Annotated in this window: 20 protein-coding genes; 9 read left to right on the forward strand and 11 right to left on the reverse strand. The window is 35.0% G+C overall.

All coding sequences use genetic code 11. From position 1 onward, the window contains the following. The first annotated feature begins 69 nt into the window (after window positions 1-69). Window positions 70-1050 (forward strand): acyl transferase, encoded by a 981-nt coding sequence (locus ACSVH9_RS09410; RefSeq protein WP_438063498.1) that lies wholly within the window; start codon window positions 70-72, stop codon window positions 1048-1050. A gap of 54 nt (window positions 1051-1104) precedes the next feature. Here the strand turns inward: ACSVH9_RS09410 and tyrS are convergent, their stop codons facing one another. After that, on the reverse strand, window positions 1105-2397 hold the full coding sequence (gene tyrS / locus ACSVH9_RS09415) for a tyrosine--tRNA ligase (protein WP_438063499.1): 1293 nt from the start codon (window positions 2395-2397) through the stop codon (window positions 1105-1107). An 81-nt stretch (window positions 2398-2478) separates the two neighbouring features. Between tyrS and ACSVH9_RS09420 the strand changes: the two genes are divergently transcribed. Continuing rightward, window positions 2479-3471: an NAD-dependent epimerase/dehydratase family protein gene (locus ACSVH9_RS09420; protein WP_438063500.1), complete on the forward strand. Its 993-nt coding sequence runs from the start codon at window positions 2479-2481 to the stop codon at window positions 3469-3471. Window position 3472: 1 nt separating this feature from the next. Here ACSVH9_RS09420 and ACSVH9_RS09425 read toward each other — a convergent pair whose 3' ends face one another. The 3 genes from ACSVH9_RS09425 to ACSVH9_RS09435 are packed head-to-tail and all read right to left on the reverse strand — an operon-like array spanning window position 3473 to window position 5968. Continuing rightward, complete coding sequence (locus tag ACSVH9_RS09425) at window positions 3473-3889, reverse strand: DUF4296 domain-containing protein (protein WP_438063501.1); 417 nt, start codon at window positions 3887-3889, stop codon at window positions 3473-3475. Between the two features lies 1 nt (window position 3890). Further along, a complete protein-coding gene (locus ACSVH9_RS09430; RefSeq protein ID WP_438063502.1) occupies window positions 3891-5231 on the reverse strand; it encodes a dihydroorotase in 1341 nt (446 codons plus the stop codon). 11 nt (window positions 5232-5242) lie between these two features. Beyond that, window positions 5243-5968, reverse strand: coding sequence for a polyprenol monophosphomannose synthase (locus ACSVH9_RS09435; RefSeq protein ID WP_438063503.1), 726 nt, complete (start codon window positions 5966-5968; stop codon window positions 5243-5245). A gap of 103 nt (window positions 5969-6071) precedes the next feature. On the opposite strand from ACSVH9_RS09435, the gene ACSVH9_RS09440 reads away from it, so the two are divergent. The 3 genes from ACSVH9_RS09440 (at window position 6072) to ACSVH9_RS09450 (ending at window position 8104) form a co-directional block, all read left to right on the forward strand. Beyond that, window positions 6072-6743 carry a DUF4271 domain-containing protein gene (locus tag ACSVH9_RS09440; protein WP_438063504.1) on the forward strand — a complete coding sequence of 224 codons (672 nt, stop codon included), beginning with the start codon at window positions 6072-6074 and terminating at the stop codon, window positions 6741-6743. A 12-nt stretch (window positions 6744-6755) separates the two neighbouring features. Further along, window positions 6756-7505, forward strand: a complete 750-nt coding sequence (locus tag ACSVH9_RS09445) for a uroporphyrinogen-III synthase (protein ID WP_438063505.1) — start codon at window positions 6756-6758, stop codon at window positions 7503-7505. A gap of 128 nt (window positions 7506-7633) precedes the next feature. Continuing rightward, on the forward strand, window positions 7634-8104 hold the full coding sequence (locus tag ACSVH9_RS09450; protein ID WP_300977672.1) for an Lrp/AsnC family transcriptional regulator: 471 nt from the start codon (window positions 7634-7636) through the stop codon (window positions 8102-8104). A 145-nt stretch (window positions 8105-8249) separates the two neighbouring features. Here the strand turns inward: ACSVH9_RS09450 and ACSVH9_RS09455 are convergent, their stop codons facing one another. The 6 genes from ACSVH9_RS09455 to ACSVH9_RS09480 form a co-directional block, all read right to left on the reverse strand. Beyond that, complete coding sequence (locus tag ACSVH9_RS09455) at window positions 8250-8936, reverse strand: zinc metallopeptidase (protein WP_438063506.1); 687 nt, start codon at window positions 8934-8936, stop codon at window positions 8250-8252. A gap of 356 nt (window positions 8937-9292) precedes the next feature. Continuing rightward, window positions 9293-9883 carry a hypothetical protein gene (locus ACSVH9_RS09460; protein ID WP_438063507.1) on the reverse strand — a complete coding sequence of 197 codons (591 nt, stop codon included), beginning with the start codon at window positions 9881-9883 and terminating at the stop codon, window positions 9293-9295. Continuing rightward, complete coding sequence (locus tag ACSVH9_RS09465; protein WP_438063508.1) at window positions 9870-10343, reverse strand: RNA polymerase sigma factor; 474 nt, start codon at window positions 10341-10343, stop codon at window positions 9870-9872. Before ACSVH9_RS09465 ends, ACSVH9_RS09460 begins: the two co-directional genes overlap by 14 nt. A 2-nt stretch (window positions 10344-10345) precedes the next feature. Further along, the gene (locus ACSVH9_RS09470; RefSeq protein WP_438063509.1) at window positions 10346-11191 is read right to left on the reverse strand and encodes an alpha/beta fold hydrolase; all 846 of its coding nucleotides are present in this window, start codon (window positions 11189-11191) and stop codon (window positions 10346-10348) included. Between the two features lie 203 nt (window positions 11192-11394). Continuing rightward, the gene (locus tag ACSVH9_RS09475) at window positions 11395-14454 is read right to left on the reverse strand and encodes a leucine--tRNA ligase (RefSeq protein WP_438063510.1); all 3060 of its coding nucleotides are present in this window, start codon (window positions 14452-14454) and stop codon (window positions 11395-11397) included. A gap of 53 nt (window positions 14455-14507) precedes the next feature. Continuing rightward, on the reverse strand, window positions 14508-15122 hold the full coding sequence (locus ACSVH9_RS09480; RefSeq protein WP_438063511.1) for an outer membrane beta-barrel protein: 615 nt from the start codon (window positions 15120-15122) through the stop codon (window positions 14508-14510). A gap of 137 nt (window positions 15123-15259) precedes the next feature. Between ACSVH9_RS09480 and ACSVH9_RS09485 the strand changes: the two genes are divergently transcribed. The 4 genes from ACSVH9_RS09485 to truB are packed head-to-tail and all read left to right on the forward strand — an operon-like array spanning window position 15260 to window position 17964. Continuing rightward, complete coding sequence (locus ACSVH9_RS09485) at window positions 15260-16135, forward strand: cell division protein FtsX (protein WP_064715686.1); 876 nt, start codon at window positions 15260-15262, stop codon at window positions 16133-16135. Between the two features lie 51 nt (window positions 16136-16186). After that, window positions 16187-16429 (forward strand): DUF3098 domain-containing protein, encoded by a 243-nt coding sequence (locus ACSVH9_RS09490; protein ID WP_159689881.1) that lies wholly within the window; start codon window positions 16187-16189, stop codon window positions 16427-16429. Window positions 16430-16480: 51 nt separating this feature from the next. Continuing rightward, on the forward strand, window positions 16481-17275 hold the full coding sequence (locus tag ACSVH9_RS09495; RefSeq protein WP_159689878.1) for an undecaprenyl-diphosphate phosphatase: 795 nt from the start codon (window positions 16481-16483) through the stop codon (window positions 17273-17275). Beyond that, a complete protein-coding gene (truB, locus tag ACSVH9_RS09500; RefSeq protein ID WP_438063512.1) occupies window positions 17275-17964 on the forward strand; it encodes a tRNA pseudouridine(55) synthase TruB in 690 nt (229 codons plus the stop codon). Before ACSVH9_RS09495 ends, truB begins: the two co-directional genes overlap by 1 nt. 365 nt (window positions 17965-18329) lie before the next feature. Here truB and ACSVH9_RS09505 read toward each other — a convergent pair whose 3' ends face one another. Next, window positions 18330-18938 carry a thioredoxin family protein gene (locus ACSVH9_RS09505; protein ID WP_438063513.1) on the reverse strand — a complete coding sequence of 203 codons (609 nt, stop codon included), beginning with the start codon at window positions 18936-18938 and terminating at the stop codon, window positions 18330-18332. Window positions 18939-18972: the final 34 nt, after the last annotated feature.

An 18972-nucleotide genomic window follows, 5' to 3' on the forward strand; every position in this document is an offset into this window, starting at 1 on the left:
GTCTACTCCACTTTGATTATAAACTCATAAAAGAGCAAAAAAGTATACCTTTGCCAAAAAAATACTGCATTGGTCTCAAATTCTGATCTTTTTTCGATTTCCAACCAAAAGCAATTTGAAAAAATCGCTTTAAAAACGTTTCGTTACCAATACGAAAACAACTTGGTTTATCAAGAATTTTGTGATTTACTACATACTAATGTGCAAAAGGTAAAAACATTGCAACAAATTCCGTTTTTACCCATTCAGTTTTTCAAAAGCCATACAGTTGTGAGCAATAACGAAGCTCCTCAAGCTATTTTTACAAGCAGTGGAACTACAGGTATGACCACCAGCCAACACCTTGTTACTGATGTTTCCCTTTATGAAGAAAGTTATCGTAGAGGATTTTCTCAATTTTATGGCAATATTGAAAATTATGTCGTTTTAGCGCTTTTACCTTCTTATTTAGAACGCGAAGGCTCCTCTTTGATTTATATGGTCGAAGATTTGATTCAGTTATCCAATCAACCCGAAAGTGGCTTTTACCTCAACAATCACGAAGAACTAATAGAAAAGTTAATCGAATTGGATAGTCAGGGACAAAATGTGATTTTAATTGGTGTTACCTATGCCTTATTGGACTTGATTGAAAAAAGAAAATTCCAGCTCCAAAACACCATCATTATGGAAACGGGCGGTATGAAAGGCAAGCGCAAAGAAATGATACGCGAAGAATTACACCAACAATTATGCGCTGGTTTTGGAGTTTCTAGCATTCATTCAGAATACGGGATGACCGAATTACTCTCACAAGCATATTCGCTTGGAGAAGGCATATTTGAATGCCCTTCTTGGATGCAAATACTTATTCGAGATACCGAAGATGCTTTAAGCTATATAACCAACGGAAAGACTGGAGGAATCAACGTAATTGATTTGGCCAATCGCAATTCCTGCTCTTTTATTGCTACTCAAGATTTGGGTAAAAAATACGCTAACGGTACTTTTGAAGTGCTAGGTCGTTTTGACAATTCGGATATTCGTGGGTGTAATTTGATGGTAGTGTAAACAAAAAAGTCCGCAATAAAAATTGCAGACTTTTTAATGTATAAATTTTGGGTGTTACACCACTCTAATCACAAAATAATTTTTCTTACCACTTTGTAACAAAACGAATCTATCGTTGATTAAATCATTGGCTGTCAAGACAAAATCTTCTTTTACTTTTTCTCTATTAACCGAAATAGAATTGGCCGTCAAAGCTCTTCTCGCTTCACCATTCGATTTAAAGAAACCAGTTTTTTCATTCAAAACTGTAATGATATCCAAGCCAACTTCCACTTCATTTTTTGCAATTTCTGCCTGAGGAACACCATCAAAAACTTCTAAGAATGTGGCTTCATCTAATTGTTTTAAGTCATCAGCCGTGGCATTTCCAAACAAAATTCCAGAAGCTTTAATCGCATTTTCTAAATCTTCCTTAGAATGCACCATAATCGTGATTTCCTCGGCTAATTTCTTTTGTAACAAACGCAAATGCGGTGCTTCTCTATGTTGCAACGTCAACTCCTCGATGGCTTCTTTAGTCAAAAATGTAAAAATCTTGATGTATTTCTCGGCGTCAACATCAGAAGTATTCAACCAATATTGGTAGAATTTATATGGAGAAGTTCTAGCGGCATCCAACCAGATATTTCCTCCTTCGGATTTTCCAAACTTAGTTCCATCAGCTTTAGTAATCAAAGGACAAGTTAGAGCATAAGCTTTCCCTCCTTCTTTTCTTCGAACCAACTCGGTTCCTGTGGTTATATTTCCCCATTGGTCACTTCCTCCCATTTGTAGGGTACAACCTTTGGCTTTGTATAAATGCAAGAAATCATAGCCTTGCACCAACTGATAGGTAAACTCCGTGAAAGACATTCCCTCGGCTGCTTCTGAGGACAAACGTTTTTTTACCGAATCTTTCGCCATCATATAATTCACTGTAATGTGCTTTCCGATATCGCGAATGAAATCCAGAAACGAAAATTCTTTCATCCAGTCATAGTTGTTCACCAATTCGGCAGCATTGTCAGCATTCGAAGTAAAATCTAAGAAACGAGCCAATTGACCTTTTATCGCTTCTTGATTATGACGTAAAGTGGCTTCGTCTAATAAATTTCTCTCATTTGATTTCCCAGATGGGTCTCCAATCATTCCAGTGGCACCACCAACCAAAGCCAATGGTTTATGTCCAGCTAACTGAAAATGTTTCAATAGCATCACGCCTACTAAATGACCAATATGCAATGAATCGGCAGTTGGGTCAATACCCACATATGCCACACGCATTTGCTCCAACAAATGTTCTTCGGTGCCTGGCATAACATCGTGGAGCATTCCTCTCCAAGTCACTTCTTCAATAAAATTCTTCATTTTTTTTCAATTTTGACAAAGATAACAATTTCGATGGCAATGACAATTTGAGTTATGAGTCAAAATAGTATATTTGCCCATATGATATTAGTAACAGGAGGAACTGGCTTAGTTGGCGCACATTTATTACTTCATTTGATAGAAAATGGAGAACAAGTTCGAGCAATCTATCGAACAGAAGCAAATTGTGCTAAAACCAAAGCGCTATTTAGCCATTACCAAAAAGAGCATTTGTTTGGTGCAATTGAATGGATACCAGGAGATATTTTGGATATTCCTTCTCTTGAGATGGCATTCCAAAACATAAAACAAGTGTATCATTGTGCTGCTTTGATTTCCTTTGACCCCAAAGACGAAGACGCCATCCGAAAAACGAATATCGAAGGAACCGCCAATATTGTCAATTTTTGTTTGGCAAAAAAAACTGAAAAATTATGTTTTGTGAGTTCGATTGCCGCATTGGGCGACTTAGCCCCTCACGAAACAGAAATCACCGAAACCACCGAATGGAATCCAGAAAAACCGCATAGCGATTATGCTATTTCAAAATACGGTGCCGAAATGGAAATTTGGCGCGGTCAGCAAGAAGGACTGAAGGTGATTATTGTAAATCCAGGTGTGATTTTAGGTCCAGGCTTTCCATCGCAAGGAAGTGGGACTTTGTTTACTACTATAAAAAAAGGATTGTCTTACCATACTTTAGGAACTACGGCTTTCATCGCTATTCCAGATGTCATAACTACTATGTACCGCTTAATGAAAAGCGATTGTTGCAACGAAAGATTCACTTTGATTGCCGAAAATTTAGTCTTCAAAGATGTTTTTTTTACTATCGCTGATGCCTTAAAAGTAAAAAGACCGACACGATATGCCAGTCCTTTACTTACTACTATTGCTTGGAAAATAGATGCGCTTTTAGCATTCTTATCCATCAAAAAACGTACTTTTAGTCGTGTAACTGCCAAAGCTTCGCATTCTGCAATACCTTACAGCAACCAGAAAATCGTTTCCCAATTAGAGCCTACTTTTACGAACATAAAAACTTACATTCAAGAGATTGCACCTACGTTTTAAGTTATTGTGCTAATTTTTCGGCTCTACTTTTTGAATGGGTTTTGGAGTTTAACTTTAATTTTTCTTGCTTACGTTTTATAATGGTGTCCATTTTATCACTATTGGCTTGCAGTCGTTTCTGCACCTGCTCAAACATAGCTTTATACTCCTCAATAGAAGAGGCATAATAAATATTACTCTGCGAAAACTGAGCACTATCGATTTTGTATTTTTTAAAAATGAATTCTTTAGGCGAAATTTTTTGGTACTCCGTTTTAGACATCATTTGGTATTTTGAAGCCTCCAGCAAGGCCAAATCATAAAAAACATTGACCATAACCGCTTTGTCAATCAACTTTTTGGGAGTTTTGACTGTTTCTTCTTTTCGACATCCAACGAATGAAACTAAGAGTGCAAAAAATAGGATTCCTTTTTTCATTTTATCTATCAAATAATAATCGTTTACCAGCTTTCTTTGGACTTACTTTAAATCCTTGGTACACCAATTGACCGTTTACAAAAGTGTGGGTAATTCTAGATTTGAAGGTATAACCTTCAAAAGGAGACCAACCACATTTAGCTAAAATATTTTCTTTTTTTACACTCCATGGCAAGCCTGCATTCACAATGGCTAAATCGGCATAATACCCCACTTTAATAAAACCTCTTTTCTCAATTTTGAAAAGGGATGCAGGATTGTGGCACATTTTCTCCACAATTTTTTCGATAGTGATTTTTCCTTGATGATAGGCTTCAAACATAGCCACTACTGCGTGTTGTACCAACGGTCCGCCAGAAGGGGCTTTGGTATACACTTGGCTTTTTTCCTCTAATGTATGAGGAGCGTGATCTGTAGCAATTACATCAATTCTTCCATCATTTACCGCTTTCCATAAAGCTTCGCGGTCATTGGCTGTTTTAACTGCTGGATTCCATTTGATAAAGTTTCCTTTGGTTTTATAATCTTCGTCCGAAAACCATAAGTGGTGAATACATACTTCAGCAGTAATCATTTTCTCAGACAATGGAATTTTATTGGTAAACAAATCTAACTCCTTAGCAGTAGAGATGTGAAAAACGTGTAATCTTGCTCCAGTTTTCTTGGCCAATTCTACAGTTCGAGATGACGATAAATAACAAGCCTCTTCAGTACGAATTAACGGATGGCACTCCACTGGAATATCATCACCGTATTGTTCTTTATATTTGGCTAAATTCGATTTCACAGTACTTTCATCTTCACAATGTACAGCGATTAGCAATTTGGTACTTGAGAAGATTTTCTCTAATGAAGCGGTACTATCTACCAACATATCTCCAGTTGAAGAACCCAAAAAGAGTTTAAGTCCAGCAACATTTCGCGGATTTGTCTTTAAGATTTCCTCCAAATTATCGTTGGTTCCCCCCATCATAAATGAATAGTTGGCAAAAGAAGACTCCGCTGCAATTTGGTATTTTTGTTCTAATAATTCTTGAGTTACAGCATTTGGAACAGTGTTGGGTTGCTCTATGAATGAAGTTATTCCACCAGCTACAGCTGCTCTAGATTCAGATTCAATATCGCCTTTGTGGATAAGACCTGGCTCTCTAAAGTGCACCTGATCATCGATAGCACCAGGAATCAAATAGTTTCCTTCGGCATCAATAATTTTACAATCGGATGACTTTGGACTAATTGTTTCTGCAATTTCTACAATCAAATCATTTTCAATTAATAAATCGCCTTCAAAAATGGTCCCCTCATTTACAATCTTAGCATTCTTTATTAAAATCTTATTCATCTTTTATGTTTTTAAAGTCTTTTGATTAATTGTCGGAGTCGGAGTGAAATTACTCCAAAAACAGCTTCTATAATAATGGAGTTACTCATTTTGGAAACCCCTTTGGTTCGATCCGTAAAAATAATTGGAACTTCGGTGATTTCAAATTTATTGCAGTACGTTCTGTATTTCATTTCAATTTGAAAAGCATAGCCTACAAACTTTATTCTATCAATATCAATGCTTTCTAAAACTTCTCTTTTGTAACAAACAAAACCCGCTGTAGCATCGTGAATTTTCATTCCAGTGATCATTCTAACGTAAACAGAAGCAAAATACGACATCAAAACACGACTCAAAGGCCAGTTGACCACATTCACTCCCGTTACATATCGAGAACCAATGGCTAAATCTGCTCCGCCAAAATGACAAGCATCGTATAATTTTTCTAAATCATTTGGATTATGAGAGAAATCAGCATCCATTTCAAAAATGAACTGATACTTGTGTTGTAACGCCCACTTGAATCCGTGAACATATGCCGTTCCAAGACCTGATTTTTCTTTTCTTTTTTCTAAAAATAATCTTCCTGGATATTCTTCTTGAAGCAAAGTCACCTTGTCAGCAGTGTGATCGGGTGAATTATCATCTATAATTAGAATATGAAAAGATTTGTGCTGAGAAAGTGTAGCTCGAATGATTTTTTCGACATTCTCAATTTCGTTATAGGTTGGAATTATAACAATACTATCGTTCATATTTGTAGCAATTTCAAGGCAAAAGTAAACTTTTTATAGCATTTGATTCATAATAAATCTATAATAAAAAGATTCAAACAAAAAATTAGTAATTTTGTTGGCTATGATGGATCCTGTACTTCACCCGAGAATAATAGAGAACAAAGACTGGGCAACAGCACTTTTTGTCCTTTCTTTAATATTAATTGCTTTGACCAAATCGGTCTTTGAAAATCGATTTAATGATTTTACCAAATTAATTTATTCGGACAAGTACATCAAAATGTATCGCGATAGTAGCCATTTAATGAGTGGTTTTACCATAGCGCTTTTTGTGGTCCAAATCATTTCATTCTCTTTTTTTCTTCAACTATTTTTGAGCTATTATGGTCGTGCTTCAAAATCGGATTGGATGCTGTTCATTCAATTATTTACTTTTATCACCTATTTTATTTTGGCTAAATTCTTGATTGAGAAGATTATTGCTACTGCGTTCAAAATCGAAGAATTTATGGAGCAGTTCAATCTTAAAAAAGTCACCTATCGTACTTACATTGGGCTAATTATCTTACCTATCGATTTAATTCTATATTATTTTGACACCTTTTCAAAAAACATTTTTTTACCAATCTTCACTATCGCATTGATAATAAACCTCTTCACTTATTTGCTCACAATAAAAAACTACCAAAGTTTAATTATGGGTAAATTGTTTTATTTTATTTTATATCTTTGCGCACTTGAAATAGCACCCTATTATTTTATGTATTATTGGTTTACAAAAGGGAATACTTAGACAATATCAACTATGAAAGTGAAAACAATTTTGGTGTCACAACCAGAACCTAAAGTAGAGAACTCTCCTTACTTTGAGTTGCAACAAAAGCATAAAGTAAAAATTGATTTCAGGCCTTTTATTCATGTAGAAGGAGTCAGCGCAAAAGAAATTCGATTGCAAAAAATCGACCTACACAATTACAGCGCCATTATTTTAACCAGTCGTAATGCGGTAGATCACTTTTTTAGAGTGGCCGAAGAAATGCGATACAAAGTTCCCGAAGATTTAAAATATTTTTGTCAATCAGAAGCCATTGCTTTTTACCTTCAAAAATATGTAGTGTACAGAAAACGTAAAATCTACGTTGGACCAAAAGATTTCGCCGATTTATCTCCGCTTATCAAAAAATACAAAGACGAAAAATTCTTATTACCCGCATCAGATCAATTGAATGCAGATATTCCTGTAACATTGAACGCACTGAAAGTAGATTGGACTCCAGCTACTTTTTACAAAACTGTAATGAGTGACTTATCTGATTTGGCCGATGTTTATTACGATGTTTTGGCTTTTTTCAGTCCAACTGGAATCAAATCATTATACAAAAACTTCCCAGATTTTGAGCAAAACAATACAAGAATTGCTGTTTTCGGGAGCACTACTCAAAAAGAAGCTTTAGATTGTGGGTTGCGAGTAGACATTATGGCACCAACTCCAGGAACACCTTCAATGACTATGGCTTTAGAAAAATACATCGCAGAGGTTAACAAAGGAAAATAATACATCTTAATTCCAAAATACAAAATCCAAATTCCAATTAAAACGGAATTTGGATTTTTTTATACCCTCAAATTTGATTTTAATTTCAAATCTAAACTAAAATCATTATTTTAGTTAAAAATTATAACATGAAAATCAATTCTCTTATAGTTGAAATTGACGGAATCGACAAAGAAATTTTGCGCTACCTTATGGAAGATGCTAGAAAACCCATTTTGCAAATCGCCAACAAAATTGGGATTTCGGGAGCCGCTATCCATCAACGCTTGCGAAAACTCGAACAATCCGGAGTGATTTCTGGTTCTAAGTTCACTGTCAGCCACAAAGTATTAGGCTACAATACGATGGCTTTTGTAGGTGTTTATCTCGATAAAGCTGCCCGAAATTCAGAAGCGGTAAAAGATTTAAAAAAAATTCCAGAAGTACTCGAATGCCATTACACCACTGGTAACTGGTCCATTTTGATTAAAATCATTTGCCGAGACAATGAACACTTAATGCAGCTTTTGAATTCAAAAATCCAGACTATAGAAGGTGTTTCTAGAACCGAAACGTTTATTTCGCTAGAGCAACAAATAGAACGACAAATACAACTCTAAAAATCTCAAATTCCAAATTCCAAATTCCAAATCCCAAATTCCAAATCCCAAATTTCAAATTCCAAATTCCAAATTCAAGTAAAAAAAAATCCAACCTCAAGACTTCGAGATTGGAATTTAAATGTTCTGTTTTGGAATTTTTCTTTTACTCCCTTCTACCGCCCAAATAGATAGAAACATAGTACAACAAAGTCGCTATAGACCCTAAAGCCGCTACTACATAGGTTCTAGCTGCCCATTTTAAGGAATCTTCGGCTCCATCATACTCGGCACGATTGAGCATGTTCTTATTTTTCAACCAAGCCAAGGCGCGATTGCTAGCATCATATTCTACTGGCAAAGTAACAATTGAAAACAAAGTGGTGGCTGCAAAAATCACAATCCCAATCAGCAACAAGCTCGGAAAGGTTTTAATCATTAGAATTCCTGCCAACAAAATCCATTGCACAAATCCAGAAGCAACACTTACAACAGGTACCAACTTAGAACGCATTTGCAACCATTCGTACCCCACAGCATGTTGTACAGCATGACCACATTCGTGCGCCGCTACAGCAGCAGCTGCCGCATTACGCTGATTGTATACCGCCTCACTCAAATTGACCGTTTTATCTACTGGATTGTAATGGTCTGTTAATTGTCCTGGAGTCGAAATGACACGAACATCATAAATCCCATTATCTGCGAGCATTTTTTGAGCAATCTCTGCACCGGACATACCGTTTTGCAATTGTAATTTAGAATAGTGTTCAAATTTACTCTTCAATCTTGAACTCACTAACCAGCTGAAAAGCATAATGGCTCCAGCCAAAATCAAATAACCACTTCCCATATTTTTGTTTTTTAGTTTATCTTTTTTTAGTTCCTGTTATTGACAACAATTTACGAACCAAACTCCAAAAATGCCATTTTGACACGAGTTAAATATTCTATAAAAAAATCCAAACTCCAATCGTGAAATTGGAATTTGGATTTTTTTCAAAACTAAAATTAAAGTAACTATTCAGTTTTTTGGGACATTAATTGCCTCCAACTTTAGTTCGAGGGGTGAAATTTTAAATATTTAAAGGCTTTAGCCAAAATCAGCTGCTTTTATTTGGCTAAAGCCAACACAATCCATCCCAATAACTCCAGCTAAAGCTGGAGCCAATTGAAAGCACGACAACCTGAATAGTTACAAATTGAAATTTACAACAGTTGTTTGTCTACTTCTTCAAATTTTTCAATTAGACTATTTATCTTATCTTCTTGTTTTTTAATTTGTTTCGGACGAATATAAAACCAGTTAAATCCTATCCAAAGCAATGTAACACCATAAGTAACCACAGCATAAAAAACAGTCATTCTTGAAACGTATTCATACATATACAAACATATACCCACAAAAAGCAAAACAAAATAACAGGTCAATATTGTAGACTGCATGAATTGTTGTTTCTTTTTAATTGCTATAAGTTGCTGCAAATAGTCGTGATTCGTATGAGTGGTATCACTATTTTTAAAATCGTTTAGCGAGCGATTATAAACTAAGACATACATCGCCATAGCGGCAATTGCCAGAACGATTCCAATTTTACTTGAAACGAATTGTGGCTGATAATAGTACCACACAAACAGAATAAAAGCAATTGTTGCAAAAAGAAGTAGATTCGTTCTCCATAGACTTCTCAAATTTGCCTTTTTAAATTTTTTTAATCTCGACAATAAATCTTCCATATCAGGCTGACTTACGGCTTGTTTTTTCCATAAATCTTTAAAATCTATATTATTGCTGTCCATTTTCTTTAAATTTTTGAGTCAATTTTTCTTTTATTCTGTGAATTTTCACTCTAACATTCGCTTCAGAAAGCCCAACGATTTTGGCAATTTCTGCTTGCTTTACCTCTTCTAATTCCAATGAAATAATAATACGTTCCGTTTCTGGCAACTCAGCAATACATTTGTACAAAAACTGAATTTGTGGTTCTAGGGACTTTTGTTTTTCTTCTGTCAAATGAATTGGCAAATCTGATTTTTGAAAACGTTTTTCTTTTTCAAGCTGCCTTAAACAATTATTAGAAGCAATTCTAAAAATCCAAGTCCCAATACTCGATTCATTTCTAAAAGTTTCTAGCTTTTGCCAAACAATTATAAAAGTTTCTTGGGCTAAATCTTGTGCGACATCATAATCATTGACAAAACCCATACAAAGCCTGAATATTCTGTCCCAATAGGCTTTATAGACTTCTTCAAACTCCATTATTACGATTTTATAAAATTGTTTAATTGCATCAAATACCAGTCTTTATCGTCGTACATAATAAAATGCAATCCTTTATTGGCATATTGAAAATTGGCTGTTTTCAAGTTTTTATATTGTTCTTCGATTGCAGGTTTTAAATTTATAAAATTAGATTCTAATAAAATTAGCGATGGACATTTTACAGTCGAAATTCTTTCTCTCAAATCGGTATTAAAGAAATCGCAATACATTTGAGCAAAAGTTTTTCTATCTGATTTTACACTCCAATCAATAACCATTTCTAGTTTTGAAGCATCTTGCAAGAGTCTCGGCATCGCTTGTTTTTGCATTTCATAAAACTGCGTTTCGTTCATTGCTGTCATTTGTGCAACCATTGGCGAACAATCATTATTTTCTTTTGATTTAAAAGAAACATTGTTCAAAGCTGCCAAACACGGAAGCGCATCTACCACCACAATTTTCCCAATTAAATCTGGATAATCTGCTGCTAAGGCCAGAGCCAATCCCCCACCCATACTGTGACCAATTACAATTGGTTTTTCAATTTTATTTGTTTTAATGTAAGTCGCGATTCCTGCTTTCCAATTTTCAAAAGAAGGACTTGGATGTGGTTTTGCGCCAGCAAAACCAGCCATTGTAAGCGTATAACAAGTGAAATTTTTTTCGAAAGCTGTTTTGGTTTCATTCCATACTTCTCCAGAAGAAGCAAATCCAGGAATAAATAGAATAGCTTGTTTTCCTTTTCCAGTTTTAATTACTTCGAAAGGATATGATTTTGTCTGAGCAAAAACATTTACACATAAGGCAGAAAATAGAAGGGCGATAATTACAATATACTTTTTCATTTTAAATAGTTTTAAGTTGTTTATTTAATCGGTACCGCCCTTTGGATACGTGAACTATTAAAATGTTACAAATTTTAAAAAAAAAGCAATAAAAAAATTTCAAATCCCAGTGTTTGCAAGCGTTTTAAACACAAAAAAAAAATCCAAATCCACCCCTATATTTAAGGATAAATTTGGATTTTAAATATTTATAAGTTGATTTTTTATATCACAAAATTGATAACCCTTCCAGGAACAACAATAATTTTATTTGCTGTTTTTCCATCCAATTGATGCAACGTTCTTTCGTCTTGCATTACGATTTCCTCGATTTGTTCTTTGGTTAAATCCAAAGGCAATTTGATGGTGAAACGCATTTTTCCGTTGAAAGAAACTGGATATTCTTTCTCGCTTTCAACCAAATGTTGAGCGTCAAAAACTGGAAACGGAACAGTTGCAATAGAACCTTCGTGACCTAGCAACGACCATAATTCCTCGGCAATATGAGGCGCATAAGGCGAAATCACAACCGCCAAAGGCTCTAAAATGGCACGAGAATGACAGTTTTGAGCAGACAATTCATTTACACAAATCATAAACTGAGACACTGACGTGTTGAAAGAGAATCCTTCAATGTCTTCTGCCACTTTTTTGATGGTTTTGTGTAATGATTTTAAGTTGTCTTTTGTAGGTTCGTCGTTGTTTACAATCAAACCGTTTTCATCAAAATACAAACGCCATAATTTTTTCAAGAAACCAAAAACTCCGGAAATTCCAGCCGTATTCCAAGGTTTGGCTTGCTCCAATGGCCCTAAGAACATTTCATACAAACGTAGGGTATCCGCTCCGTATTCTGCACAAATATCGTCTGGAGTGACTACATTGTATTTAGATTTCGACATTTTTTCGACTTCGCGACCAACGATAAATTTTCCGTTCTCGTCTAAAATAAACTCTGCATCAGCATAATCTTCTCTCCAAGCTTTGAATTTTTCAATATCTAATTCATCAGAAGCATTTATAAAATTAACATCGACGTGAATATTCCTTATATTAAAGGCCGGTATAAAAATATCAGCCTCGCTATAAGATTTTATCTCATTATTTACGCAAAACTTCTTTAGTATAAACATTCTAAGTAATCCTAATGTATCATTTGCATTTGACCCTATATTATGAGATTTTGAAACATAGACTAAATCATCATCTACTGTATTATTTATGTCTTGATTTGTTCCATTCACATCTGTAATTGAAATACTAAACGATTCAATTCTAACTTCTTGTATAAAAGCACTCGTTCCCAAAATCATCCCCTGATTAATCAGTTTTTTGAAAGGTTCTTCTGTTGGCGCAAAACCTTTGTCTTTTAAGAATTTGTTCCAAAAACGAGAATACAACAAGTGACCTGTCGCGTGTTCGCTTCCACCAATGTATAAATCCACGCTTTCCCAATATTTCAAAGCATCGGCAGAAGCAAACTCGGTGTCGTTTTGCGCATCCATATAACGCATCCAATACCAAGAACTTCCCGCCCAACCTGGCATCGTATTCAATTCTAAAGGAAAAATGGTAGCCTCCCCCGACCCCTCCGAAAGAGGGGAGATAAGCTCATTAGAAACTACTTTGTTATTTACAGTATCCCAAGCCCAAGTCGTTGCATTTCCTAACGGAGGCAATCCGTCTTCGGTTGGTAAATATTTCTCTACTTCTGGTAAAACGATTGGCAAATGTTTGGCATCAATCATTTGTGGCAATCCGTTCACATAATATACAGGAAAAGGCTCACCCCAATAGCGTTGACGGGAGAAAACCGCATCACGCAAACGGTAATTGATTTTTCCTTTACCTTGACCTATCGCTTCAAGTTCAGCAATAACTTTTTGAGTCGCTTCTTTATAACCTAAACCGTTCAAGAAATCAGAATCGATTAATTGAAACCCTTCTTTGGCACCATAAGCTGCTTCTGAAATGTCTTGGTCAAAAATATTTTTGATAGCTGGCATTCCGTTTTGCCCTTTGAAGAAATTCGCAAAAGCATAATCTCTTTCGTCTCCACAAGGTACCGCCATTACTGCTCCAGTTCCGTAACCCGCCAACACATAATCGCCAATCCAAACCGGAATTGGTTCTTTGGTGAACGGATGTTCTGCATAAGCACCAGTGAACACTCCCGAGATAGTTTTCACATCGGCCATACGCTCTCTTTCGGAACGTTTTGCTGTTTTTTCAATATAAGCATCTACCGCTTCTTTTTGTTCAGGAGTTGTGATTTGAGCAACTAATTCATGTTCTGGAGCCAAGGTCATAAACGTTACTCCGAAAATAGTATCAGGTCTGGTTGTAAATACGTCAATACTTGCTTCGTGATTTTGCACATTGAAAGTTACCATCGCTCCCACCGATTTTCCAATCCAGTTTCTCTGACTTTCTTTGATACTTTCACTCCAATCAATTTCGTTTAATCCTTGCAACAAACGCTCGGCGTAGGCAGAAATTCGCATACTCCATTGTGTCATTTTCTTGCGAATAACAGGATAACCACCACGCTCCGAAACGCCATTCACAATTTCGTCATTCGCCAAAACCGTTCCCAATCCAGGACACCAGTTTACTTCGGTTTCCGCCAAATAGGTCAATCGGTATTGTAATAAGATTTTTTGTTGCTCATCAGATGAAAATGCGTTCCATTCGCTTGCTGAAAAACTAATGATATTGTCATCACAAACAGCATTTACAGTAGCATTTCCTTCTTTTTCGAATATAGCTATCAAAGTCGAAATATCTTCGGCTTTGTCGGTTTCGTTATTGTACCAAGAATTGAACAATTGGATAAAAATCCATTGTGTATGTTTGTAATAATCAGGATTGGAAGTTCTCACTTCTCTGTCCCAATCGAATGAAAAACCTATTTTATCCAATTGTTTTCGATAACCCGCAATTGCATTTCCCTCTTTATCTAAACCTCCGTCAATATTGACACGTGTAGTATCTTCTGGACGCTGTCCCGTTTGTATCGCATATTGTTCAGCAGGTAATCCAAAACTATCATAACCCATTGGATGCAACACATTAAAACCTTGATGTCTTTTGAAACGCGAATACACATCTGATGCGATGTACCCTAGAGGATGTCCAACGTGTAGTCCCGCTCCTGATGGATAAGGAAACATGTCCAAAACATAATATTTCGGTTTATCAGAGTTGTTTTGCGCCGCAAAAGTCTTGTTTTCAGCCCAATATTGTTGCCATTTGGCTTCGATTTCGTTCGGATTGTATTTCATCTTTTAATATATTTCCCTTTACAAAAGACATTAAGTTCTTAAAGGGTTTAAAATTATTTCTTAATAGTTAAGGGTGCTAAATTGTAGGATAAATTAAAATAAAATCCAAAATTTTTAGATTTGTTGTCTGGAATGGCAATTGTTTTAGTCAAACTGTAATCCCCTACAAATTCAGCACTGAAATTCTTTAAAAAAACTGTTCCAAAGCCAACTGACAAACCTAAGTTTGTTTTTTTGTAGAAATATTCTAAATCTTGATTTAAACCTGATTTAGCATCTAAAACTTTAGTTATTCTAAATCCTCCAACTAAATAAAAACCTTTATTATACGCTCCTCTTACATCAAATTTACCAAGCAAATGCAAATGAAGATTTTTAATTTTAGAAGACTCAAAAATAATTCCCGTGTTATACGGTTCAAAATTACTATGTTCGTTTTCTTGTGAATTAGCATATATGATTTGTGATTTTAAACCAAATCTTTCATTTAATTTATAATCCATGAAACCTCCGAAGTTAAAATAACTTCCACCTGCCCCCCCAATTATGGGACCAACAATTTCGATATCATAAAAATTAGCTCCTATTACTGGTCCAAAAGAAATTTCCTGAGAAGAAGCATTAAAATATATTAAAAAAAGAAAAAGGCTAAATATCTTTTTAATCATCGTTTGAAAAAAAAATTAAGATTCGAGGTTTTAGAGCCGCAAATTTACATTTATTGTACGAAAGTTGAAAGTTTGGGCGTTATTAACTTCAAATAAAGAATTTGTTTGTTATTTTTACGCCATAATTAAAGTATGCTATGAGTTCTAACTTCGACAAATTTCAAAAACGCAGGTTAATTTCCTCTTATTTTTCGGTAGTATTGAGTGTTTTTTTGGTGTTATTCCTATTGGGAACATTGGGACTTTTCATCGTGAATTCTAAAAAATTAGCCGATGATTTTAGAGAAAAAATTGCGATGACTGTTTTCTTCAAAAAAGAAGCTACTGACAGTACTTTTCAGGCATTTGAAAAAGAATTAAAAGCTGCAAAATTCCCGAAACAGTTTGTATACGTTTCCAAGGAAAAAGCAGCCAAAGAACACACGGACATTATTGGAGAAGATTTCCTTACTTTCTTGGGAGAAAATCCACTTCAAAATTCCTACGACATCAACCTAAAAGCAGATTATGTGGTTCGTGATAGCATCGCTAGAATTGAAAGTCATTTCCGTAAAAACCCAATGATTTCTGATATCGTTTATGACAAACAATTGGTGAATTTGGTTAACGATAACATCAAGAAAGTCAGTATGTGGATTTTAATCATCAGTGGTTTTCTAACGGTAATCGCTGTGTTATTGATTAATAGTTCCTTACGTTTGTCGATTCATTCCAATCGTTTTATCATCAAAACAATGCAAATGGTGGGCGCTACCAAATCCTTTATCCGTAAACCTTTTGTCATCAAAAGCATAAAATTAGGAATGATTGGAGCTGGTTTGGCTATCGTGGCTTTGATTTCTTTATTGATTTATATCGAAACTAACTTTCCAGATTTAGGAATTTTAGAAGACAAATTAATCATTGCTGTGATTCTTTTGGGCGTATTTGGTCTTGGTGTTTTAATCACTTGGTTGAGCACGTACTTTGCTACTCAACGTTTCTTGAACCTAAGAACAGACGATTTATATTAGTCCTTCAATATTCAGTTACAACTATTCGATAATTCATTAAGTTGCCATAAAATGAAAAACAACGAAATAAAAAAAGAATTCCTTTTTGAAAAAACCAACTACATCATCCTATTAATAGGTATTGCGGTAATTGCCCTTGGGTTTCTGTTAATGTCTGGCGGTGGTAGTGATGACCCTGCTGTTTTTAGTGAAGCTATTTTTGACTTCAGAAGAATTCGTTTGGCTCCAACAACCGTTTTGATTGGTTTTGGAATCACTATTTATGCTATTCTTAAAAATCCTAAAAAACAGTAATTAGTCATTAGTAAATAGTTACTGGCTTTTCTCCATTTTACAAACATAAAAATGAATACACTACAAGCAATCATCCTTGCAATCATTGAAGGAATTACTGAATTTTTGCCTGTTTCTTCGACTGGGCATATGATTATTGCTTCGTCTTTTTTTGGAATTGCGCATGACGATTTTACCAAATTATTCACTATTGTGATTCAATTGGGAGCGATTTTATCAGTAGTGATATTGTACTTCAAACGCTTTTTCCAATCCTTAGATTTCTATTTCAAATTATTGGTAGCTTTTATCCCTGCAGTCGTTTTGGGATTGCTATTAAGCGATTTTATTGATGGCTTACTAGAAAACCCAGTTACCGTAGCAGTGTCATTGCTAATTGGTGGTTTTATTTTATTAAAAGTGGACGAGTGGTTCAATCACACTACTACAGAAAACGAAAAAGAAATCACCTATCAACAAGCCTTCAAAATTGGTTTGTTTCAATGTTTAGCAATGATTCCCGGAGTTTCTAGAAGCGGAGCGAGTATTGTGGGTGGAATGTCGCAAAAATTATCCCGTACTTCTGCTGCTGAATTTTCTTTTTTCTTAGCTGTTCCTACGATGTTGGGCGCTACAGTCAAAAAATGTTACGACTATTATAAAGACGGATTTGTTTTGAGCGACGACCAAATAAACTATTTGATTATTGGTAATATCGTGGCTTTCATAGTAGCCTTATTGGCAATTAAAACCTTCATTGGTTTCTTGACTAAAAATGGTTTCAAAGTATTTGGTTACTATCGTATATTGGCAGGGATTGTCTTGCTTATTATTCATTTTTTCATTCATCCTCTGACCATCATTTAATGACACCCGAAGACTATTTAGAAGGACAAGTTCTTTTAATCGATAAACCCTTGCATTTTACTTCTTTTCAAGCGGTAAATAAGTTGAAGTATTTATTGATTAACAAAGTGGGATTGCCAAAAAAATTTAAGATTGGTCATGCAGGAACCTTAGACCCATTGGCTTCTGGTTTATTATTAATTTGTACTGGTAAATTCACCAAACGCATAACAGAATTACAAGGGCAAGCCAAAGAATATACAGGCACTTTTCATATTGGAGCCACTACTCCATCCTACGATTTAGAAACCGAAGTAGACCAACACTTTTCAACTACACACATCACTGAGGCGTTGATACACGAAACAGTAGAACAATTTCTAGGAGAGATTGACCAAAAACCACCAATTTTTTCTGCCATAAAAAAAGATGGTGTACGCTTGTACGAGCACGCGAGAGCAGGAGAAACTATTGAAATTGCAAGCAGAAAAACCACCATTCACGAATTTGAAATCACCAGAATTGCATTACCAGAAGTTGATTTTAGAGTAGTTTGCAGCAAAGGCACTTACATCCGATCTCTAGCCTTTGATTTTGGACAAGCTTTGCAATCTGGAGCACATTTAACAGCTCTGCGAAGAACCAAGATTGGAGATTATGATGTTCAAAATGCTGTAACACCAGCTACTTTTGAAGAACATTTAGGATAAACCATAAAAAAACACATGACAATTTCTTATTCTAGAACTTGCGATGTGTTTTCCTTAAAATTCAAAGTACTTTTAAATCATACTTTTAGCTTTTAACAGCTGGGGCGAAACCGAAGTTAGTAATGAATTGTTGTCTTTCCTCCAAACAACATTGAAGAAAAGAAGTCATAAAACTTTTCAAATAGCTTTTTCATAGGTGTGTGTTTTTGAATGATAAGCACTATTTCAAACACCAAAAAAAAGTAAACTAAATTTGATAGATCGGGTTATTCATTGCTAATTTACTAATTAAATTCCACAATGAAGTAGTTGACAAATAAGAAATATTTGTTAATTATTTGACATAAAGTAATTTACAATACTAATTAAACCTCTACAGATTCAGTAATTAAACCCAAAATTTCCTCTTGAGTACTTATTCCTTTATCATGTAAATACCATAATTGCAGCTCTGATTTGGCTGTTTCATCAACCACACCGTGCTCTTTTTTGTAATTCAAAATTAAATCTTTGGCTCCTTTTGGTCTTGGTCCCCAATCGCCAACCACCTCAGAAGTAGCTTTATCAATAATAATCAACTTAGGGATAGCTTTTCCTCCATTCGTTAAAAAATGCTGCATTAAATCGTCATTTTCATCTCTAAAGACAATTTTTAAATCAATTTTATCGGTTTCTAAAGCCATTTTGTTCATAATTGGCAATAATTGGGCAGCATCACCGCACCATCCTTCGGCTAAAACCAACCAAATATATTCATTTTGCAATCCCTTTAGTTGTTCAGCAATGACTGGATCAATTTTTATTGTTTTATCTAAACGATTCATTCTTGTTTCGTTTAGAGCGCTGTAATGCGTTAGATCTTCACTTTGTTCGTTTCCAGATGATTTTCCTTCTTTTAGTAAATCAGAAACTATTTTTCTGTAATTCGTATAAGGATGACTATGAAATAATGCTTTTGCAATTGATGTTTTCATTTTATTATTATTTTTAGACAAAATTAAACATATC

This window comes from Flavobacterium sp. RSSB_23 (assembly GCF_051547145.1).
GTDB lineage: Bacteria > Bacteroidota > Bacteroidia > Flavobacteriales > Flavobacteriaceae > Flavobacterium.